Genomic DNA, 20,877 nt, shown 5'->3' with positions numbered 1-20,877 from the left:
GTCCATGGAAGGAGGAACCATCATTGAGTCAAACGCTATCCACTAAATCCCACCACTTGTCCACCGAACAGCAGAGGATGATTCACTGTATTCGACTGCTCGGCGACTTGTTGAAGGAACGTCCACGACGCTCTGTGTATCGTCGCTTCGCGATGGAACAAAGCTGGCCATCTCCCGAGTCGATTATCCGACAGTTCGGGTCATGGGCCGAGGCGCTTGCAATCGCCGGCTATGAATGGCACGGAGAGGCGACTGTCGATCTCCCGGACAAAATGCCAAAGTACACGCGTGAAGATATCATCGAGACACTCGCCCTCTACTCGCGCGACATGGGATCGATTATCACGCTCAAAAAGTATCAGGAATGGCGCAAGCTCCATCCGAAAGCACCGAGCCATTACCATATCGTCAAGACGTTCGGTTCGTGGCATGACGCCTGCGCCGAAGCCGGACTTGAAGCGAGTGTGACGTACTCGAAATCAGAGCTCTCCACCGCACTCCGTGAAGCGATTCACGAGATGGGCTTCTCTCTTTCCTTCGAAGCGTATCGCGAATGGGCAAAACGGAACAACAAACCATCCACGAAAGCAATTCTTCATCGTTACGGTTCATGGTCGGCTGCGATTCACGCGGTCGAGTCAGAAATTTTCAATCAGAAATTATAATCTTTCATTCATAAGGAGGACGCCGGGTATCCGGTGTCCTCCTTTATTTTGTAGATGTTGCGTCATCGTCCTTTCGGCGCCCACGCTTTCTGCAGGCAATCCCGGAGCCGCATCGCTTACGCTGCTGGGTCTCCGTCGGATTGCTATCCTGCAAGAGTCGGGGCGCCGACGGACGAGCGCATCGAAAGCGCCACGGTACATCAATATCCCGTGTCAGACATGGAAGTTCGTTCAATATTTGTTGAACGATGCCTTGGCCGGTGCCCGAACTCCTAGGGGAGAGCGATGCAAGGATGACTCCGTAAAGCGCGGCACGCGCTGCGGAGGCATCCGCATCGCCCCAGGAACGGAGGGCGTCGGCCGAACATCGTTCATGTTGATTAGACGAAAAAGAAGAACACCGGCTTATTCGTGTTCTCTTTCATCATTGAATCCGTTCCGTCGACGTGTCGCGATAATGGGCGACACGGTCCCGCCCGTTGAATTTTGCACCGACGTACATGGCTCGGTCGGCGTGGCGGAGTAGCGTGTCGAGGTCGTCATACTCGTGGATCGTCTCGATGCCGATGCTCGCCGTCACTTGGACGCGGATCCCTTCGGAGCCGAACGGATGGGCGCGGAGCGCTTGGCGGATCTTCTCTCCCGTCACGAGCGCGGCCGCCTCATCCATGCGCGGGAAGACGAACACGAACTCTTCGCCGCCGTAACGCGTGACGAGGTCACCGCTTCGGACGAGACGACTGAACAGCGCCCCGGCCTCGATTAACACTTCATCCCCGAACGCATGGCCATACGTATCGTTAATCGCCTTGAAATGATCCAAGTCGACCAAGAACACGGACAACGGATACGAGGCAATGTCGTTCAACCGCTCCTTCGTCCAACGTTTGAGCGCCCGCTGGTTCGGCAGCCCTGTCATCGGGTCGGTCAGACTCTCATGCTGGAGCCGGTTGCGCTCGTCAATCCGTTCGAGTGACCAGGACAAGGTTTTCAACAGTCGATGAATCTCGACGGCGATCGCCCCTTCATACGCGCCGTTCGCTGTCGTCGAAATCATGCAACTGACCGCGTTCGTCGTGCTCGAAACGGGCTGGATGACGAGGGCCGAATGATGTAACTCGGTCTGTTGTGCCTGCAGGTCGGGATGCCACTCATGGAGCGAATCGTACACGAAGTACGGCTCTTCCGCATCCCGATGCCGTTCGAGCGTAAAGGCGTCGGCAATCGGTTTTGACTTTCGTCCGCTGACGTCATAGAACGTGCGGTCGCCGGTTCGATTGACTTGTAACCAGCCACGTTCGAGTTCGACGACTTCTCTTAACCCGTTCCAAAACTTCTCGATGAGCAGTTGTTCGTTGTCGACTCGGTAGAGCTGTTCTTTCAAACGCTCGACTTGGTCGATTTTCGACTGCGTCTCCTCGGTCTCCGTCGCTTTGGACAGCCCCATCTTGAGGAGCGACAGAATGAGGAACGTCGCCATCAGGCCGGTATAGCCGAACAACTGGAACGCCTCGATTGCGACCATCGTGAACAATAGCTCGAGCGAGATGACGAGCCAGTCGAATCGGAGCAGACGCCACATGATCGGGAGCGGAATCCGTTCCCCGATCAAGAACCGCGACATGAGGAAACTGAATCCGAGGACGAGGAACAAGATCGCGAAGAAACCGAGTAGCGCCGTACCTTGCTCGAGCAGATGGACGTTCGGACCAATTTGTCCGCCGAGCCGCAAGTAGACGAGTCCTGGTAAGACGAGCAACATCGCCTCAATCAACGTATTGAGCGGATAGAAATGTAAAAATCGTCGCCGCCCGACTTTGTTGGCGAACGTCCGGGCCTGGAATGTGAGCAGCAGGAGCTGTCCCATCAATAAGGCCGGGAGCAGACCGTACAAGAAGAACGTCATAAAGACAAACATCTCATGGAACGTGAAGTGCAAGTGCCGCCGCTTGAGCGGATTCATCACGAACAGGGCACCGAGCGTAAAGATGAACCAAAACAACGACCAATCAAACGTCCCGATACCGAGCCACATATAGGAGAGAATCCCCATGAAGACGATCGACCACGAGAACCAGCTCCTGACGAGGTACTTCCGAAATCGCATCGTCTCCCCCCTTTCCTTATCCGTTATCATTCTTACACAGTATGAAGGTTCTTGGTTGAAGATTCCAGCCGTTGTTTGAAAGTTTTGACAATGAAAAAAAGACCGTGACTCTCGTCACGATCTTGTCATCACTTCGCTTTTAAAAACGAGATGCCGATTGAGCCTGACCCCGTGTGTGCTCCGAGGAGCGGTGCGAGCGTGTCGACCCGAATCTTGGCTTTATCGCCGAGCTCACGTTTCCACGACTCGGCCAGCTCTGGCACGTTTCCGTGGAAAATTGAGACGTCCGTGCACTCGCCCGAATCGATGGCTTGACGGAGTGCTTCGAACAGCTGGGCTTGCGCTTTTTTATACGTCCGGACCGTCTGATATGGAACGATGAGCCCGTCTTCGAAACGGAGCACCGGTTTCAACTGCAACATGTTGCCGATGAGCGCTTTCGACTTCGAGATACGTCCGCCCTTTTGCATCTGCGTCAAGTTTTGCAAAATCAACTCGATGCGGACATCCTCGACACGTTGTTTCATATACGCTTCGACGTCCTCGAGCGCGTCACCGCGTTCGACACGTTCAATCAACTCTTCGAGCATGAGTCCCATCGTATAGATCCCGGCCCGCGAGTCAATCGCGAGCAATTTGAACTCAGCGATCTCTGCGCCTTGGACCGATGCCGAATACGTGCCGCTCAAGTCGGATGACAAGTGGACGGCGATGCCCATGTCATACTGATCTTTGATTCCTTCATACAATGTGACGAAGTCGCCGATGGCCGGTTGGCTCGTCGAGACGCGTTCGCCCGCATCAATCCATTCGTACACGGTCTTGGCATCGACCTCGACCCCATCTTTATACGGTTGATCCCCTTTGACGACGTAGAGCGGGACGATATGGATGTCCGGGTGGTGCTGAATCGAATCTGGAAGGACAACGGTGCTGTCCGTAATATAAGCAATTTTCATGTTAGGGCTCTCCTTCAATCAAAATTAGTACCTGGTAATATTATTTTATCACAGGTGAAGCGGTTTCACTATTTTTTCAAAAATCGAATTCCCTTGAAGTTTCACATATTCCCGTCCACAATGCGCCTGAAACGGGTAAAAGATAGCATCGGACAAAGGAGGAATCGGCATGATTCACATCGAGCACGTCAATAAAATCTATAAGACCGGGGATGTCGAGACGGCGGCGCTTAAAGACATCGAGTTGACGATTCAGGACGGCGCGTTCGTCGTGATCCTGGGACCGAGCGGGAGCGGCAAGAGCACGCTGTTGAACGTCATCAGCGGACTCGACACGGTGACGTCCGGGACAATCATGTTCGGTGATACCGTCCTGACCAAGTTGTCCCCGGAACAAATGACCGCGTTTCGGCGCGACCATCTCGGCTTTATCTTTCAACAGTATAATCTGCTCCAAAACCTGACCGTCTATGAAAACATTCAAATCGGGGCCGATTTATCTGACAACCCACTCCCAATCGATGAATTGCTTGAGCAGGTCGGACTGACGGCCGCCCGCGACAAGTATCCGTACCAACTGTCCGGTGGCGAACAACAGCGCGTCTCGGTCGCCCGCAGCCTCGCCAAAAATCCGTCCATCGTCTTCTGTGACGAACCGACCGGGTCACTCGACGAGGACAACTCGAAACGGGTGCTTGAACTGCTCGAACGGTTGAATAAGGAGTATGACAAGACCGTCGTCGTTATCACGCACAACACCGGCATCAGCGAGATGGCCGATGACGTCATCAAAATGAACTCGGGTCGAATTATTGAACTGACGCATAACCCGATCAAACGATCTGCTCGTGACATCCACTGGGGGTGAGACAGATGCTTTATAAAAATGTATGGAAGACGCTCGCCGGTAAATGGATGCAGCTTCTCGCCATCGCCGTCATTATCGTCATGAGCTCGCTCACGTACACGATGATGTTTTATGGCATCAGCGGCATCGAGGTCCCGACCGAGGAATATCTTGCGTCATCGAATCAAGAAGACTTTGCCGTCGAGATGCTCAACCGCGTCACCGCGGAAGAAGCAACCGCCCCTGCGCTCTCCGACTTCATCGCCTCAGGTCGATATACACTATCGGACTTGCAGCGTGTCGACGAGGCGGCGTTCGATGCGTTGGTCACGGCACGGATCGATGCCGTCGAGCGTGACATGGGCAACGCGACGCTCGAACTGCGTGCTTCAAAACTGATTAACTATCCCTTCGGCTCGAGTGAGCACCGCGGACTCGTCTTGAAAGAAGCGGACGCCATCAACCTCTCGTATCTCGAAGCGGGCAAGCGCCCCGTGCGAGACGACGAGGTCGCCATCAACGCGAAATACGCCGAGAAGAATGACATTGCCATCGGCGACACGATTGACCTCGGCAGCCCGTTCACGGTGAGCGGGTTCGTCCTGTTCCCGGACTATACGTTGCCGCTGTTTGATGAAAATTACTTTAACCTCGACCCGGGCACGCAGACGCTTCTCCTCATGACGGACAACGCTTACGAGGAAGTGACCGGCACGGAATCGTTCCGTTTGGCTGGTGCCACCGACGGGACAGTCGTGACGGACATTGAGCTCCCGTTCGTCATCTCGGTCATGGAGACGGAGAACATCATGCGTAGCGGCGCGATCTATAGCGAAATCTCGTCCGGTAAAGCGATGGCGCTCGGCTTGAGCTTATTCATCGTCTCCATCGCCGTCATCATCGTCGCCATCTTGATTTCGAACATGCTCGAGGCAGAACGCGGACAAATCGGTCTATTGAAAGCAATCGGGTATAACCGACGCCAAATTGCCATACCGTATCTGGTGCTCATCTTGGTGTTCGCGACGATCATGCTCGTCATCGGCTACTTTCTCGGGCTCTATTTCGCCGAACCGCTCAAAAACCTGTATCTCGATTTCTATCTATTGCCGTCCATCACCATCGCTCAAAGCCCGCTCGTCTTTCTCACGGCCGTCTTCGCCCCGCTCTTCTTCTTCGCCCTCGTCGCAGGGGCGGTCATCTATAAAATCATGGGTGAGAGCGCGCTCGCTTTGTTGTCACCTCGCGACAACGTATCGCTCAACCGCCTCAGTCGGATCGTCAGCCGCATGCTCCGCAACACACGCGGCAAGACGAAGTTCAAATATTTATACGCCGTCAAAAGCACGGGCAGTTTCATCATCTTCTTCCTCGGCATCCTGTTCTCCACCCTTCTCATCGTCTTCGCCCTCATGATGAACGGGGCCGTCGACCGGATGACCGTCGGGGAATTGAATGAGGCCGACTATGCGTATGAGGCGTATACGACGACGCAGCCTACGCTTCGTGACGGACAAGAACCGTTCCTCACCTATCCGTTCGCGTTCGTCGAAGACAAGCTCGTCACGTTGAAAGGGCTCGATGCGACGAACACGCTCGATCGGCTTATAGACGAAGATGGGAATGACTTGACGCCCGCCGCAGACGAGGTCATCGTGAGCGCCTCGCTCGCCTTGAAGCTCGGACTCGAGACCGGGGACACCCTCAAGATCGAACTCGAGGACGAGACGCTGTCGTATCCGATTAGAGGCATCGCGGAGGAGTATATGGGGGACACGGTCTATCTATCGCGTGCGGCGCTCAGCGAACAGTTGTCGGACGGGACGACGGACGAGTTGTTCAACGGCATTTACGCGACCGAACGTCCGGACGAGACGGACTATCCGACCATCATCTCTCGGAGCGGCCTCATCGAGCAGTCCCAGTCCATCAATGAATATATGAACTTGATGATGAACGTCATGATCGGCGGGTCGGCATTGATCGCCTTCAGTATCCTGTTCGTCTTGACGGCGCTCACGGTCGAGAAAAACTATTACGTCATCTCGCTGTTGAAAGTGATGGGCTATGACCGTCGTGAGGTCCGTTCGATGATTTTGAACAGCTATTTCATGTACGCGCTCGCCTCTGCGCTCCTCAGCATCCCGATCGCCCTCCTCATCTTGCGGGTCATCATCGTCGTGTTCGCAGAAGATTACGGCCTCGTCCTGCCGCTCGAATTTGAATGGGTGTACGTGCTGTATACGCTCGGCGCGGTGACGCTCCTCTTCTTCGCGAGTACGTTCATCAGTCGTCGGAAAATCGATCAAATCCCGTTACAAGAAGTATTGAAGACATATCAAGAATAATTTGTCGCCAAATAGGGCATAATAAGAGAAGAGACCGGGCCTCTCCCTGTGAGGGGCCTGACTATTAGAAGAAGAGGATGATTCTTATGAACCGTACACAAGTATTGCTCGCCATCCCAGGAAACTGGTCATCGGGCGAGGCAGTCAGCGAACAAATCAGTTTACATAGCGAAGGCTACACGATGGCAGGCCTATTGCTGTTAGAAGACGAGACTGGGAAAGCATTCACGGTCGAAGTCGTCGAGCGCGACCCTGCCCTCGCCGAGGCGATGATTCACGCCAGTTCAGGTGGCTTCACGCCGAAAATCGCGAAAGGGCTCGCCCGCCATACGCACATCGTCTATTTGATTGTTGACGTCAATGACGTGTCAGACATCGCGGCGGCGCGCCGTGCAGCCAACGCCATCTTGAACGCCGGCGGCCTCGGCGTCATGGTCGAGACGGCTGGTGTTGCCTACTCGAAAGACGAATGGCAGGAGTCGAAAGAAGAAGACCTCGCCCTCGACTACTCGCTTCTGACGGCCATCACGGAAGAAGAAGACGCCTACGTCTCGTGGGGCATGAAAGCGTTCGGTCACGCCGACGTCGCCGTACCGGCCACGCTCGAGATTGAAGACGCGATTCACGTCGTCCACTCGTTCAACTTCCACCTCATCTCGGGTGGTTCGATGTTCGGAGACGGAGACAGCTTCACGTTCGAGGACGGCAAGACGTTCACGGTCGAGATGGGTGAAGACGAGCGGACGTCAATCGACAACTTGCTCCATAACCCGTTCGGCTTGATTTACCTCGTGCCACAAGTCGCAGCAGAATAAAAACAAAGGCTCACAGACTTTCGTCTGTGGGCCCTTATTTTGGTTGCGGCGGCATATCGAGCGGCGAGAAATAATGCGCGCACCCTTCCCATCCGAGCTGTTCACTCAATAGGTCGAACGATGTCCGGAAGAACGCTTGGATGTCACTTGACCGGTCTACTTTCTCCAGCGACAGAAAACATTCGCTCATGTTGGCGTCATAGTAGGCATCCGTCGGTTGTAGCCGTTCCGAGGCGAGCTCGGTGTATTGAAACGGATACGGCAAGATAAAGAACATCGGCACGTCGACGGACGCATCCCCGAGCCAAAACCCGAACTCGATCATGTGCTCATCGAACGCCGCCTTCTCAATCAGTTTGTCTTCCGGGAACGGCTCGGACTTCCCGTAGACGATCATCGACGAGACGTCGAACGTGCCCCAAAACAAAGCCGGTTTCACTTTCCGGCATCGGAGCGGGGCGAGAAACGTCGCTTGTTCCCGTGCGGCATATTGGAACAAACGCAGCCCTTTCAGCGCGGCATCGGCATCGTAAGCGAGCGGCGCCTCATCCCGGTCCAAGTATCTGAGTTCTCGCATTTCCTGCGTCTTCGGATTGAGCTCGAGTCGAACACCGGACGCTTGAAGCGTACCGATGATTTCCATGTAATACGTTTTGAGCGATTTTCCGTCCTCAAGCGGAAACATCGTTCGATTCGACTCGACGTGCACCGTAATGATTCCAGCCGCAACGTCGACGTCCACCTCGAACAACGTCTCCCCGCTCCAGAGCGGCCCGGTCGTAAACCCGGTCACGGTGAGCGGCAATGTGACGTGAGCCCATTGCGGTTCTTGCGGGGCGAGTGCAACCTTTAGTTTCCCTAGAATCTGTGACAAAAGATGCAGCGTGAGCTTCGTGTCAGCCCAGTCGGAGTGGCGGATCAGATTCATTCGCGTTTCCCCATTTCTTCTTTCGAACAAGTGACGCAACTACTCTCCTGATTCCCCGTGTCCGGCTCCGACAATCAAAAAAATCCACAGACGTATGTCTGTGGACTTAGCTGCGCATCTCTTGGAGACGTTCGAGTTGATGCGTCAGCTCGCCGATCGGGACGAACTTTGCCCGACGGAGTGTCTCTCTTCCGTCGAGGAAGAATAGGACGACCGGGACGGTGAAAATCGAGTAGGCTCCGGCAATCTCCGGCACCTGATCCGAATCGATGGCGACCGCCTCGATATCGGGGAACTCCGTCAACATCTCCTCGACTTGCGGTTTGAGCGAGTGGCAGACGCTACAGGTCGGATGCGAGACGTAGACGAGCAATTGGTCCGAGTCCGCAATCCGGTCGTGTAACGCCGTGAGCGTGGTGACAGCTTCCATCGAACTCCCTCCTTTTTTGATTACGCGTCGAGCCAAAGCACCCCGACCGTCTCAAAGCCGGCGTGGACCGCGATCGATGGGCAGAAGCGCGTCTTGACGACTTCAATATCTGGCAATTTCGCCTGGATGAGCGCGACGAGATTGTCTTGCATTTCCGGCGCGAGTGCCGTCTGGACGAAGACACGGTTGTTGTGAATCCCGTTCGCGGCGTGGCGGCGTTCAAGCTCGGTTACCATCTCAGCGTACGCTTTTTTGAGCGACCGTGCTTTTTTGAACGGGATGACTTTTCCGGTCTCATCGAGCGTGATAATCGGTTTGATGTTCAAGATGTTAGCAAGGAACATCTCACCAGACGAGACGCGACCGCCGCGGCGCATCGTTTCCATGTTCCCGATGATCATGAAGAAGTTTTTCTTGTCACGCCACGCTTCGAGCAAGGCGACGATTTCTTCGACCGACTTACCTTCAGCCTCAGCGGCGAGACCGAGACGGACGAGTTCTTGCTGCTCCTCGAGCGCTGCGTGCGAGTCGACCGTGTACACTTTGAAGTCGGCCGCTTCGGCCGCCGCACTCGAGTTTTTCACGGTCGAGCTCAAGCCGTTCGAGCAATGGACGGCGATGGCGCAGTCATACCCTTCTTCTTTCAAACGTTCATAACGGGCGATGAAGTCACCGAAGATCGGCTGTGACGTCTTCGCTTCTTTCTTTTGGTCGATCATATAGCGATGCAAGTCTTCGAGCGACAAGTCCACTTCGCTGTAGCCGCTGCCGTCGACGATCAATTGAATCGGGACGATATCGACACCGAGACGGGCCGCCTCTTCTTTCGAGAAATTGGCCATACTATCGGTAATCCATGCGATTTTGGTCATAACAAAAATCCTCCAATGGTCGTTCAATTTTTTCCTAACTCATTATACCTTATTTTTCGAAATCCTTCCTTTCTGACTGATTCGCACGAAAAAGACAGCCCGACTCATCGTCGCGCTGTCTTCGGCTTCGACTCATCGTGTCGAAATCAATTTTGTATGGGCAAACTCATCGTGCGGCAATTCCATGTCTTTGCCTGACTTGATCTGTTGCAACGCTTTTAACAACGGGAGACCGAGCGTGGCCGGATAGACGACATCTTTATACAACGTCCGCTTCACGACTTGTTCGAGCGAGAGCGGTCGACCGTCTTGACTGACGACTTTAATCCCGACGACTTGGTCACCGATCGTCTGGCCATTTTTGTTGAGCAGGAAGTACACTTCCCCGGCCATCGTCACGAGCGTCGGCAAATAGTAACGTTTCACTTCTTTTCCAGGAAACAACTTTTGCCGAATCGTCTTCTCGACGAGTTTCGCTGGGGTTTGAAAAATGAGTTGATCAATTTGACTAGCAACGGCACGTTTCCAAATTGGGACTGCCACGTTCATCATCCTCTCGTTTCGGTTCTAGGCTTTAGATTCCTCTTTTGCCTTCGCTTGAAACGCCGAAAACGGACAACCCGAACGCGCGAACAAGTTGGGCGTCACAATTTTGTCATCATAATGGCGGTGGAACACGTGCGTCGCGGCGGGTGACAGCGGCGGGATGAGCCAGCTCCATTGGCCGGTCACGTCGCGCCCTGCGTCCTGTTCGTTCTTCTCGAACCGTTTGAACTGTTTTGCCGCCGTGTGGTGGTCGACAATCGTCACCCCGGCCCGCTCGAACGACTGCAAGACAGCCACGTTCAATTCGACGAGAGCCCGGTCGCGCCAAAGCGTCCGCTCTTTCGATGTGTCGAGACCGAGCGACGCGCCGACGAGCGGCAAGAGATTATAGCGGTCCGTATCGGCCAAGTTGCGCGCCCCAATCTCAGTCTCCATATACCAGCCGTTGAACGGGATTGATGTGAAGCGCTGGCCACCGATTTCAAGCTCCATATCCGCGATGGCCGGGACGGCGTGCCACTTGATCGTGCGTCCGCTGAACAAGTCGTACGCCTCATGCCGAATCTCGACTTCGAGCACGACATCGTCTGGCAGTTCATAGAGCCGGACCTCACGACCATCCGTAATCAACAGCGGCAAGACGTCAAACTCGGTCCCGGTCCCGCTCCAGCCGAGTCGTTCGGCCTGTCGCGTCATCGTCAAGGATAGCGGGTCGCCAATGATTCCGTCCTCCGTCTCATACGCCGCGTACCGGATGAGTTGCGCGTTCAACAAACGAAACTCATTCGGGAGCACCGTCATCGTCGAGCGAATCTTGCCATCGTTCGTCGCATACCGTAAATGACTGACGAGCGCCTCGAACACGTCGTCGAACGTCTCTGCGTCGCGGGCATCCCGAACGTTCAGCGTCTGCCAAAACAGACGGCCGATACATCGATTCGAGTTGCGCCAGGCGAGTTTTGCCCCTTCCGTCAACTCATCGGTCGTGAGCGTATACGATCCTGTTCGTTCAATCTCATCCGCAATCGTCTGTAGCCGTTTCGAATGATCGCCTTCTAGTTGTGAGAAAAAGTGTCGGGCTACCTGAATGTCCATATTGTCGATCTCCTCTATATAGTCTGTCCCTCTCATCTTAGAGAATATCATAACGGGTTTCTACTTTTAGCGTACAGAAAAAGCGAGCCAATCGGCTCGCTTTCAGTCTGTCTGATCAATCAAGTCTGTCGCTTTTTGAATCGTAAAGCCTCGTGGTTTTTCGCTTTCCAAGGCAGTCAATCGTTTTTCAAGTTCAACCGTCTGTTCATATGACGCCTCATATTGATAGAGGCCATTGGCAAGCTCGGTCAAACGCTTCACTTGAATCGGGAATGGTGCCATTCCATCGTCAAGCAAGATGACGAGGCTGAGATCACTATCAACCGGTAAGCGGATTGACCCGTAAAAGGCGATGGCCTTGAAGCCGCGACGCATGATGACGATTGGTGATGTGCCGACCGCGACGTCTCGATTGCGCAAGCGCGTGATGGTGATGCCCGCATGAATCAATCGACTCGACGACGGTAGCGTCTCGACATACTCTTCGATCGGCGTCAGCGTTCCAGCTTCGAGTGCTTGTTCGAACTCTGACTCTTTGAGCGGACGGCTGAAAATAAATCCTTGAATGACGTGACAGCCAAATTCGCGGAGACGGAGCAGGTCGTCCATCATCTCGACACCCTCGACGACGACATTCATCCCGAACTCCTCGGCGATGAGGAGTAGACTGCGAATGATTCCTTGGGCCTTCCGGCTTTGGTTAACGTTGTGGGCGAACACCCGGTCGATTTTAATCGTCTGAGCGCTATACGCCTGCAAGTACGCGAGCGACGAGTAGCCTTTCCCGGAATCGTCGAACGCGATTGGGATGCCGAGGTCATTCAATCGTTCGAACGCTTGCGTGATTTGTTGGGCGTCTTCTAACAGCGATGTCTCCGAGATTTCGACCTCGAGATAGCTCGCGGGGATATGGTGACGGGCGAGCGTGTCCTCGAGCACATGCTCGAAATGCTCTTGATATAAATATTTGGCTGAGACGTTGATTGAAATCGGCACTTTTTTCGGGAGCGTCATCAAATAGTGGCACACTTCTTCAATCAGCCAATTCGTCAGCTCGAGATGAAGGCTGCTCTCCTCGGCGAGCGGGATGAACTCGGCTGGTGAAATCGATCCCCACGTCGGATGCGTCCAACGCATGAGTGCCTCGGCCCCGACGATTTGTCCGGTTCACGCGTTCACTTTCGGTTGATACATTAAATAAAACTCTTTTTTTTGAAGCGCACCACGCATATCCCGCAGCAGTTCATATCGCTTTAATGACTCAATATCCATTTGTGAGGAATACAGTTCAAGTTGAGCCCCGATTTTCTTGTCGGCTCGGTTCATAGCAATATAGGCGTGTTTAATTAGCTCACTCGCCTGCACCCCGTCTTCCGGATATCGGCTCACCCCGATTGAAATGCGGGCGAATAAGTCATAGACGTCAACGCGGAAGCGATGGGTCGAGAGCGTGCCGAGCTTTTTCCCAAGCGCGAGCACTTCGGGATCTTCCATGCGTCGCGGCAAGACGATGAGCACGTTATCCGCATCTAAATGCCCGAGCATGGCGTCTTTCGGTAATAGGCGAATCAATTGGTTCACCGTCGCGACACGCCACTCGTCGCCAAGTTCGTAGCCGAACGTATGATTGATCTCGGCAATCCGGTTGAACGATAGTGAGAATAGCGTGAACGGGTCCCGCTTGCGAGTCAAATGATATACCGACTCCGTGATCGACTCGCGATTCGGCATGTTCGTAATCGGATCGAGCGAGGCAAGACGCCAAATCTCTTCTTGTTGCTCTTTCAACTGCGTGATGTCTTTGACGAGCGTCCGGAATCCGATGACGTTCCGCCCTCAGAAAAAATCGGTTCCCGATTCTCTTCGATCCACTTGATGTTCCCTTTGGCGAAAATACGATACGAGAACGTCGATGGTTTTCCGTTCAGTGTCACTTCCCGCGCCTGCTTGACTTTCGGAATGTCGTCCGGGACGACAACTTTTTGCCAGTAATCCGGGTGAGCGTTGAATTGGTCTTCCGTATATCCAAAGATAAGTGAGAATCCTGGCGTCAAAAACTTGAATTGTTTTGACTCAAAATAGCGCTCAAAAATGACTGAGTCGACAATCTCGCAAAGCTGCCTTACTTTCGACCGTTCTCTCGTCAATTCTTCCTCGGCCGTGACGAAATTCGTCACATCAAACATCGCCCAGGTGACGGCTTTTCGGTCTTTCGAGACACCGACTTTCACAATCAACTCCAAATACTGTTCCACTTTCGGATTAAAAGCGCGAAGTTGCGTCTCGTATTCAAATTGTTCGGTGTCTTGAAGCAACGTTTCGATTGCCGCCGCGAACGTACCCCGATCGTCTTCATGAATCAATTTCCGAAAATCTTCCCGCTTCATCTCAGCGAGCTGTCGTTTCGTCAAACCAAGCAGTTGTCCGGTTTGCGGAGAATGATAGAACGTGTCCGCTTCAAGGTCGAGTTCAATCAAGATGAGTCCAGGGATCCGCTCGAATAGCGATCGGCTCACTTTCATCCGAATTGTAACGTTCTCTCAACTCCGTCTGTGTCGTCAAATCTTCGACGACCCCGTAAAGGCCCGTGATGACCCGTCCGGTATAGAGTGGCGTGTTCGTAATCGACAGATGAATCGAGCGACCGTCTGCATTACGCGCTTGCAGTTCATAATGTACGGTTTCACCTTGGAGCGACCGTTGATGGAACGTCTGGACCCGTTCACTTTCTGTACGAGGCAACCATGATGCCGGATGAACGAACCGTTCTTCTTCCCCGTTGAAAAGAAGCGACAGTTTTTCATTCGAGTCGACGAGCCTTAACTCTCGATCGAGTACATAGACGGCATCTGGATACTGATCTAACAGGAGCGGATCGATATTGATTCGTTCTCCACGTTCCATTTGTTCAACGTTTGATTCCAATGCATGCTTCCATTGTCGGAAGAAGCCTATTTCCACCACTCCCCGGTGTGACGAACGTCACATGAATGTCGTATTACTTTGATTATATAAGATGGAACCCGTCAAGGAGGCTTCTACTTTTGAAAATAAGGGGAATAATCTCTCTTTTGTACATATTTTGAAATTAATGTCATTATTTCAAGCATCATAAAAGACCACGGCTCAATTGAGTCCGTGGTCTCCCGTTTAACGTTGTTTCACGACGACCGATCCGTAGGCCGGTACATCGACCGTGCCCGAGACGCGTTTAATCGTCTTCGTGCCCGCTTGTTTCCCATCGACGATGAGGTTCCATTGCCCGCTCGGCAATTTCACTTTAACCGTCTTAGCGTTGGCGTTGTGCGTGATGAACAAGTCTTTCTTCTGGCCAGGTGCTTTGTCATCAATCGAGTAGCTGATGACGTTCGCTTCGGCTTTGTAGAATTTCAAGTTTTTCTTCACGTCAACCGCCTTCGTCATGCGGAGACCTGGGTTATCTTTACGCATTTCGATTAAGCCCTTCATGTACTGGACGTCCGCCTTACGGTCGGCGGCCCGTTTCCAGTCCATTTGGTTAATGCGGTCCGGCGATTTGTACGAGTTGTGGTCGCCTTCTTTCGTGCGCATGAACTCTTGACCTGCATGAATGAACGTTGTTCCTTGGCTCGTCAAGAGGATGCTCGACGCGAGACGGTGCATCTTCGTACGGTCCGCTTCCGACGTTTCTGGGTTCGTGAGTTCAAGCTTGTCCCAGAGCGTGTGGTTGTCGTGCGCTTCGACGTACGTGATCGCTTGCGTCGGTTCTTTCGTGAAGCCTTTGATGTCGGCGCTATAATCGATTTCACCGACGATGCCTGTCTTGATGCGGTTCTCAAGGCCGGCTTTCCCGTTGATGAAGCCGTTGTCCGTGTCGATGAAGACACTGCCTTTCAAGCCGTCGCGGATGTTGTCGTTGAAGTGTGCGACGCCTGGCATCTTGTATGCGTTCTTCTGGTTCGCTTTCTTCGCCGGGTCGAGCGGCGTGCTGAGGTCCCAACCTTCGCCGAAGACGAGGATAGATGGATCCACTTTGTTCAACGCCGAACGGACTTGGTTCATCGTCTTGACGTCATGGATGCCCATGAGGTCGAAACGGAACCCGTCCCAATGGTACTCTTGCGCCCAATAGACGACCGAGTCGACGATGAGCTTCTGCATCATCTTGCGTTCCGAAGCGGTATCGTTACCGACACCCGTTCCGTTCGCGAAATCGCCGCCTTCTGTGTAGCGGTAGTAGTAACCTGGAACGATTTTGTGCAAGTTCGAGGCTTGCGCATCGAACATGTGGTTATAGACGACATCCATGACGGCGCGCAAATTGTTGTCATGAAGCCCTTGAATCATTTGTTTCATCTCACGAATCCGGACTTTTGCGTCATATGGATTCGTCGAATACGAGCCTTCCGGCGCGTTATAGTTTTTCGGGTCATACCCCCAGTTGTATGATGCATCCGGTTTCGTCTCATCGACCGAGGCCGTGTTATAGTCGTACACCGGAATGAACTGGACGTGTGTGACACCGAGGTCTTTCATATGGTCGAGGCCAGTCTTTGTGGCTGTCTTCTTGCCGTTGACGAGGAGGCGTGTGCCTGGCTCGACGACACCGAGATATTTGCCTTTGTTTTTAATCCCTGAATCGTACTTGTCTGACGTGACGTCGAAAATCGACAAGTCGCGGACGTGCGTCTCATAGATGATGGCGTCTGTCCGTTTCGCCAATTTCGGCTTCATCGAGTTCCAACGTTTCGGTTTCGTCTCGTTCAAGTCGACGACGACCCCTTGGTCCCCGTTCACACCGACTGCTGTCGCGTACGGATCGACCGCGCGGACGCTGCCTGACGCGTGCTTGACGTTGTACGTGTAGCCGATGCCGTCCAAATCGCCACGGACGTCCGCGACCCATGTGCCGCGCTCGCCACGCTTCATCGAGATCGTCTTCTTCAAGTCTTTATCTGAAGCTGGACGCGTTTTCGGCATGTTCCATAGTTCGAGCTTCACGTCTTGTGCCGTCGGGGCCCAAAGGACGAATTGTGATTTTGACTGCTTGTAAGTCACGCCGAGTTTGCCGTCATAGGCATACTTCGCATCGAACTCCGGTGACCGAAGGACGTCGCCCGCTTGGAGTACTTTATCTCCGAACGTCGGGTGCTTCGCCGTGATGACCGCCGCCAAATCGATGTCGGCACTGAAACGGACGGTGACCGACTTGTCGCCTGACTTCTCAACCGATTCAACGGTCGCACCTTCGACCGTCAATTCGCTCAAGAACTTATTGTCGATGACGCGGTTGAGCGTGAGCTCCGCTTGACGGAACGTGTCCGCCTCGAATGAGACGATTTTCGGTGAACGATCGATTTCTGGTTCTGAATAGTAAATCGTCGAATCCCCTTCGACGAGCCAAATCTCTTTCGCCGTGCTGAGCGCGAAACGGTCTGTGCCGTCTTTTTCGGCCCATTCGCCTTTTTTCGTGACGAGTCCGATGAGTTTCTTCGCGTCCGGGTTGGCAAACTTCACGTTCGCGACACCGCCGAAGGCGTCCGTCTCATCGAAGTTGATGTTTTGACCGTCGCCACCGTCTGGCCATGTCCAAAGACCCCAGTCCGTGTATGTATTGTCGTAACGGAAGTAATGAACTTTCATATCCACGTCCGTTGCTGCCGTCTCCCCGTCTGGGTTCGACGTATAGATTTTCGAGTCCCCTGACTTGATCCATACTTCGGCAACGCCGTCTTTGATCATATCGCTCGTGATGAAGCGGTCGTTCTCCGACCCTTTATCTTTCTCCCAGTTGTCCGTACGGACGATGAGACCGAGCTTTTCAGGTGAATCGACCGGGAATTCGTAGGCCGCCACCTTTCCGAAATCGTCCTCGCCGTTGAAGGCGAAGGCTTTATTCGGGAAATAATCTGGGTTATTCGCCCAAAGCCATAAGTTCCAATCCGTTTGATTGTCCGGGGCCTCTTGATAGTGAACGACGACGAGCGTCGACTTGCCTTTATCGAGAGCGGACGATGACATCGGAAACATTGAGAACACTAGTGCAAACGTTAGCACAACTGCCCATGCCTGTTTCCATCGCTTGTTGACCATGTGGGTCCCTCCTTGTAGCATGATTTTAGGAAAACGCTTACACAAAAATTGTAAACGTTTCCTTTTCGGAATTCAATGTTTTTCTAGACAAACACCTAACGCCTTCCTCTTTGCGCCATCACTTGGGAAACCTCCGCTATTTTCCATTCCGAAAATAATTGCATTTTCGGATTAATGGACTGTATATAGAAGTTAGAGGAGGAATTTTAAATATATGTCACTTACGAACCTCATTAACAACTTGATCGCCAACGCCAGTCTGTTGCTGGTCGGTCTCTATATTATTTCGCGCCTCACGAAGCTGGGCGTGACGACGAAGCTCCCGCTCCGGCGTCAAGTCACCATCTCCTTCTTACTTGCCGGGCTATCGATTGTGATCACCCTGCACGGCGTGTTGTGGAACGCGCAGGCCGACTTTCAATACGGGTTTGTCCCCATCATCATGTCGGCGCTCTATTTCGGCCTGCCGGGTGTACGGATCACGTATGTCGCGAGCATTCTCGTTTTGCCGTTCATCTTGAGCGAGACGCTTTTGTTGATCACGTTTCTCGACTACACGCTCGCCGCATCGATTGCTGTCGCTTTCCTATGGTTCCGTGAACGAATCAAACCGGCGCGGGACATCCGAATTGTCAATGCGATCAGCCTCGGATTCATCTCGTTGTTCTCGCTGTTAAACGTCAGCAATTATAATCAAATCGAAACGTATGTGATGACGCTCCTCGCCTTCATCACCATCGGGTACTCGGCCGGATTCCTTCTCCATATCGTCTACGGGGGCATCCATAAAATCCAACGCTCGGAACGGCTCATCTCGAAATATAAAGAAGCGGCCTTCACCGATTCGTTGACCGGACTTGGCAATCGCCGCCGCTTCGAGGAAGAGATGAAGCGCGTCGACGAGGAAGTGTTCAATGGAACGCAAGACGTCGCCTTGCTCTTCCTCGACATCGATCATTTCAAATCGATTAACGATACGTACGGCCATGATGCCGGTGATGCCATCTTGGTCGAATTAGGCAACCGGTTGACGAAGACGGCCCGGACCGATGACATGGTCTGCCGCAACGGCGGCGAAGAATTCTCGGTTTTATTGGCTGACTGCACGTTGTCGCAAGGGTTCGTCATTGGCAAACGCTATTTGCGGCAAATCGCCGAAACGCCGTTCTTATTGCCGGACGGATCCTTCATTGACGTCACCGTCTCCATCGGCATCGCCAGCACGTCAGAGTCCAAAATCGCCACGTCGAGCCAACTGATTAAAAAAGCCGACGTCGGCTTATATGTCGCCAAACGGAGCGGACGCAACCGACTCGGCAAGTGGAACGAAAAGAAAGCGAACTAACCCCTGATGCGCGGCATCAGGGGTTCATTATAGTTTCTTCCATTCTTCTAACGCCTCTAAGTGCCAACGATAGCTCAGCTTGAACGCTTCGTCCTTCTCATGCAACACCCGATAATATCCTGTTCACCTCACTTCTCAGCATACCAAAAAACGGCGTCCGAATGGCTCGGACGCCGTCTGTGTTAGTTCCCGTATTTTTTAAAGAGTTGATAATTTTTATTCCCACCTGACAAGTTGTAAACGTCGGTGAAACCGAGGTTGCGGAGCACGTTTTGAGCCGCGTTCCCCGTCACCCCGCCGTTGCAATAGACGACGGTCGGCTTGTCTTTTTCCATGTCCTTGGCGGCATCACGCAAGTTACCGAGCGGGATGTTGACCGCACAGTCGACACATGCTTTTTCGAACTGCGAAGCTTTACGCGTATCGATAATCTGCATGTCTTCACCCGCATCGATCCGCTTCTGCAGCTCACCCGGTGTGATGAGTCGCGCCGATTGATTCATACTGTTCGCGAGCGCCATGCCCGTGTACATGACCGGGTCTTTCGTCGTCGAGAACGGCGGAGCGTACGCGAGGTCGAGATGGAACAAGTCATCGACTTTCGCCTTAAACGTGATAGCCGTGACGAACACGTCGATGCGCTTGTCGACACCTTCGAACCCGACGATTTGAACGCCGAGCAATTGGCGTGTCGACCGGTCGCCGATTGCTTTAATCGTCAAGTCTTTCCCGCCCATATAAGCCGGCTTGTCCGGCTTCGTGTTATGGAGCACTTCGACGTCATACCCGAGCTCGCGGGCCTCACGTTCCGATAGACCGGTCTGGGCGACGGCTTGGCCAAACACTTTGAAGATGCCTGTGCCGAGGATGCCACGGTGTTCAAGGTCGCCTCCTGTGATGAGGTCCCCGAGGGCACGCCCCATCTTGTTCGCCGTCGAACCGAGCGGACGCCAAATCGGTTTGCCCGTGACGAGCGAGAAACTTTCGGCGACATCGCCGGCCGCATAGACGTTCTTCACGTTCGTCTCCATCCGCTCATTGATGGCAATCGCACCCGTCTCGCCGATTGTGACACCGATCGATTTCGCGAGTTCTGTGTTCGGACGGACACCGACCGAGAGGATAACGAGGTCCGTATCAATTGTCTTGCCACTCTCCGTGACAACGCGTTCGACATGACCATCACCGACGAGTTCCGTCACCGTCTCACCGAGCATGAGCTCGATCCCGTTCTTCTCGAGGTGGTCCTCGACGCGACAAGCCATATCTTTATCGAGTGGTGGCATCACTTGCGGGAAACGCTCGATGACGGTGACGTCGACGCCGCGCAGTTTGAGTTGCTCGGCCATCTCGAGACCGATGAACCCGGCGCCGATGATGGTTGCATGTTTCGGGTTCGTCGCATCGACGAAGTTACGTGTCGCTTCCGCGTTCTGAATGTTACGGATTGGGAACACGTTGTCCGAATCGACACCCGGAATCGGCGGGATGATGCTCGAGGCACCTGTCGCGAGGACCAACGAATCATAGCTGTCCGTGAACGATTCACCCGTTTCAAGGTTCTCGACCGTGATCGTCTGTGCGTCGGCATCGACTGCCATCACGTTATGACGTGTCATGACGTCGATGTTGTAGCGTTTCTTGAAGAATGCCGCATCGCGAGGCGTCAAATCGTCGCGCGACTCGACTTCACCGCCAACATAATACGGAATGCCGCAACCCGAGTACGAGATATCGTAGTCGCGGTCGTAAATCGTAATCTGTGCGTCTTCGTTGTTACGACGTGCTTTCGCCGCGACCGATGTACCGGCGGCGACTGAACCGATGATGACCAATTTCATAGAAAAA

General features: G+C 53.5%; 18 protein-coding genes. 5 read left to right on the top strand and 13 right to left on the bottom strand.

Annotation, left to right across the window (positions count from 1 at the left end):
• Positions 1 to 23: 23 nt before the first annotated feature.
• On the top strand, positions 24 to 665 hold the full coding sequence (locus KNP67_RS06540; protein WP_235045171.1) for a homing endonuclease associated repeat-containing protein: 642 nt from the start codon (positions 24 to 26) through the stop codon (positions 663 to 665).
• A gap of 424 nt (positions 666 to 1,089) precedes the next feature.
• Here the strand turns inward: KNP67_RS06540 and KNP67_RS06535 are convergent, their stop codons facing one another.
• Together KNP67_RS06535 and KNP67_RS06530 are read right to left on the bottom strand one after the other, a co-directional pair.
• On the bottom strand, positions 1,090 to 2,772 hold the full coding sequence (locus tag KNP67_RS06535; RefSeq protein ID WP_214756272.1) for a GGDEF domain-containing protein: 1,683 nt from the start codon (positions 2,770 to 2,772) through the stop codon (positions 1,090 to 1,092).
• 128 nt (positions 2,773 to 2,900) lie between these two features.
• Positions 2,901 to 3,731: a DegV family protein gene (locus KNP67_RS06530; RefSeq protein WP_021066472.1), complete on the bottom strand. Its 831-nt coding sequence runs from the start codon at positions 3,729 to 3,731 to the stop codon at positions 2,901 to 2,903.
• Between the two features lie 169 nt (positions 3,732 to 3,900).
• Here KNP67_RS06530 and KNP67_RS06525 point away from each other — a divergent pair, with 169 nt between their 5' ends.
• The 3 genes from KNP67_RS06525 (at position 3,901) to KNP67_RS06515 (ending at position 7,741) form a co-directional block, all read left to right on the top strand.
• The gene (locus tag KNP67_RS06525; protein WP_214756271.1) at positions 3,901 to 4,599 is read left to right on the top strand and encodes an ABC transporter ATP-binding protein; all 699 of its coding nucleotides are present in this window, start codon (positions 3,901 to 3,903) and stop codon (positions 4,597 to 4,599) included.
• 5 nt (positions 4,600 to 4,604) lie between these two features.
• Positions 4,605 to 6,926: an ABC transporter permease gene (locus KNP67_RS06520; RefSeq protein ID WP_214756270.1), complete on the top strand. Its 2,322-nt coding sequence runs from the start codon at positions 4,605 to 4,607 to the stop codon at positions 6,924 to 6,926.
• Between the two features lie 86 nt (positions 6,927 to 7,012).
• On the top strand, positions 7,013 to 7,741 hold the full coding sequence (locus KNP67_RS06515) for a DUF4261 domain-containing protein (protein ID WP_241764574.1): 729 nt from the start codon (positions 7,013 to 7,015) through the stop codon (positions 7,739 to 7,741).
• 34 nt (positions 7,742 to 7,775) lie between these two features.
• Here the strand turns inward: KNP67_RS06515 and KNP67_RS06510 are convergent, their stop codons facing one another.
• The 10 genes from KNP67_RS06510 to pulA all read right to left on the bottom strand — a co-directional run bounded on the left by KNP67_RS06510 (position 7,776) and on the right by pulA (position 17,684).
• A complete protein-coding gene (locus KNP67_RS06510) occupies positions 7,776 to 8,669 on the bottom strand; it encodes a DUF5996 family protein (RefSeq protein ID WP_214756268.1) in 894 nt (297 codons plus the stop codon).
• Positions 8,670 to 8,775: 106 nt separating this feature from the next.
• Positions 8,776 to 9,099: a thioredoxin family protein gene (locus tag KNP67_RS06505; protein ID WP_214756267.1), complete on the bottom strand. Its 324-nt coding sequence runs from the start codon at positions 9,097 to 9,099 to the stop codon at positions 8,776 to 8,778.
• A gap of 20 nt (positions 9,100 to 9,119) precedes the next feature.
• Positions 9,120 to 9,971 (bottom strand): DegV family protein, encoded by an 852-nt coding sequence (locus KNP67_RS06500; RefSeq protein WP_214756266.1) that lies wholly within the window; start codon positions 9,969 to 9,971, stop codon positions 9,120 to 9,122.
• 132 nt (positions 9,972 to 10,103) lie between these two features.
• The gene (locus KNP67_RS06495; protein ID WP_241764573.1) at positions 10,104 to 10,520 is read right to left on the bottom strand and encodes an RDD family protein; all 417 of its coding nucleotides are present in this window, start codon (positions 10,518 to 10,520) and stop codon (positions 10,104 to 10,106) included.
• An 18-nt stretch (positions 10,521 to 10,538) separates the two neighbouring features.
• Positions 10,539 to 11,612 carry a nitric oxide synthase oxygenase gene (locus KNP67_RS06490; RefSeq protein ID WP_131471886.1) on the bottom strand — a complete coding sequence of 358 codons (1,074 nt, stop codon included), beginning with the start codon at positions 11,610 to 11,612 and terminating at the stop codon, positions 10,539 to 10,541.
• 102 nt (positions 11,613 to 11,714) lie between these two features.
• Positions 11,715 to 12,770, bottom strand: coding sequence for an EAL domain-containing protein (locus KNP67_RS06485; protein WP_255569768.1), 1,056 nt, complete (start codon positions 12,768 to 12,770; stop codon positions 11,715 to 11,717).
• A 9-nt stretch (positions 12,771 to 12,779) separates the two neighbouring features.
• A complete protein-coding gene (locus KNP67_RS06480; protein ID WP_131471882.1) occupies positions 12,780 to 13,400 on the bottom strand; it encodes a GGDEF domain-containing protein in 621 nt (206 codons plus the stop codon).
• Complete coding sequence (locus KNP67_RS06475; RefSeq protein WP_131471879.1) at positions 13,397 to 14,134, bottom strand: PAS domain-containing protein; 738 nt, start codon at positions 14,132 to 14,134, stop codon at positions 13,397 to 13,399. Before KNP67_RS06475 ends, KNP67_RS06480 begins: the two co-directional genes overlap by 4 nt.
• A complete protein-coding gene (locus KNP67_RS06470; protein ID WP_131471877.1) occupies positions 14,082 to 14,537 on the bottom strand; it encodes a PAS domain-containing protein in 456 nt (151 codons plus the stop codon). The genes KNP67_RS06475 and KNP67_RS06470 overlap by 53 nt, the downstream gene beginning before the upstream one ends.
• Before the next feature lie 225 nt (positions 14,538 to 14,762).
• Positions 14,763 to 17,684 carry a type I pullulanase gene (gene pulA, locus KNP67_RS06465; protein WP_251130799.1) on the bottom strand — a complete coding sequence of 974 codons (2,922 nt, stop codon included), beginning with the start codon at positions 17,682 to 17,684 and terminating at the stop codon, positions 14,763 to 14,765.
• Between the two features lie 214 nt (positions 17,685 to 17,898).
• Between pulA and KNP67_RS06460 the strand changes: the two genes are divergently transcribed.
• Positions 17,899 to 19,029 carry a GGDEF domain-containing protein gene (locus KNP67_RS06460; RefSeq protein ID WP_214756265.1) on the top strand — a complete coding sequence of 377 codons (1,131 nt, stop codon included), beginning with the start codon at positions 17,899 to 17,901 and terminating at the stop codon, positions 19,027 to 19,029.
• A 182-nt stretch (positions 19,030 to 19,211) separates the two neighbouring features.
• Here KNP67_RS06460 and KNP67_RS06455 read toward each other — a convergent pair whose 3' ends face one another.
• Positions 19,212 to 20,870 carry an FAD-dependent oxidoreductase gene (locus KNP67_RS06455; RefSeq protein WP_214756264.1) on the bottom strand — a complete coding sequence of 553 codons (1,659 nt, stop codon included), beginning with the start codon at positions 20,868 to 20,870 and terminating at the stop codon, positions 19,212 to 19,214.
• Between the last annotated feature and the right edge of the window lie 7 nt (positions 20,871 to 20,877).

Origin of the sequence: Exiguobacterium sp. s157, from assembly GCF_018618205.1 — a bacterium.
Taxonomy (GTDB): domain Bacteria; phylum Bacillota; class Bacilli; order Exiguobacteriales; family Exiguobacteriaceae; genus Exiguobacterium; species Exiguobacterium chiriqhucha.
The sequence above is the reverse complement of the archived record's forward strand: the minus strand, read 5'-3'. Positions and strand labels throughout refer to the sequence as shown.

What these genes read in the sequence shown, in the direction of transcription:
- KNP67_RS06535 (WP_214756272.1), bottom strand. Translation starts at nt 2,772, where the DNA reads ATGCGATTTCGGAAGTACCTCGTCAGGAGCTGGTTCTCGTGGTCGATC.
- KNP67_RS06530 (WP_021066472.1), bottom strand. Translation starts at nt 3,731, where the DNA reads ATGAAAATTGCTTATATTACGGACAGCACCGTTGTCCTTCCAGATTCG.
- KNP67_RS06525 (WP_214756271.1), top strand. Translation starts at nt 3,901, where the DNA reads ATGATTCACATCGAGCACGTCAATAAAATCTATAAGACCGGGGATGTC.
- KNP67_RS06520 (WP_214756270.1), top strand. Translation starts at nt 4,605, where the DNA reads ATGCTTTATAAAAATGTATGGAAGACGCTCGCCGGTAAATGGATGCAG.
- KNP67_RS06515 (WP_241764574.1), top strand. Translation starts at nt 7,013, where the DNA reads ATGAACCGTACACAAGTATTGCTCGCCATCCCAGGAAACTGGTCATCG.
- KNP67_RS06510 (WP_214756268.1), bottom strand. Translation starts at nt 8,669, where the DNA reads ATGAATCTGATCCGCCACTCCGACTGGGCTGACACGAAGCTCACGCTG.
- KNP67_RS06505 (WP_214756267.1), bottom strand. Translation starts at nt 9,099, where the DNA reads ATGGAAGCTGTCACCACGCTCACGGCGTTACACGACCGGATTGCGGAC.
- KNP67_RS06500 (WP_214756266.1), bottom strand. Translation starts at nt 9,971, where the DNA reads ATGACCAAAATCGCATGGATTACCGATAGTATGGCCAATTTCTCGAAA.
- KNP67_RS06495 (WP_241764573.1), bottom strand. Translation starts at nt 10,520, where the DNA reads ATGAACGTGGCAGTCCCAATTTGGAAACGTGCCGTTGCTAGTCAAATT.
- KNP67_RS06490 (WP_131471886.1), bottom strand. Translation starts at nt 11,612, where the DNA reads ATGGACATTCAGGTAGCCCGACACTTTTTCTCACAACTAGAAGGCGAT.
- KNP67_RS06475 (WP_131471879.1), bottom strand. Translation starts at nt 14,134, where the DNA reads ATGAAAGTGAGCCGATCGCTATTCGAGCGGATCCCTGGACTCATCTTG.
- pulA (WP_251130799.1), bottom strand. Translation starts at nt 17,684, where the DNA reads ATGGTCAACAAGCGATGGAAACAGGCATGGGCAGTTGTGCTAACGTTT.
- KNP67_RS06460 (WP_214756265.1), top strand. Translation starts at nt 17,899, where the DNA reads ATGTCACTTACGAACCTCATTAACAACTTGATCGCCAACGCCAGTCTG.
- KNP67_RS06455 (WP_214756264.1), bottom strand. Translation starts at nt 20,870, where the DNA reads ATGAAATTGGTCATCATCGGTTCAGTCGCCGCCGGTACATCGGTCGCG.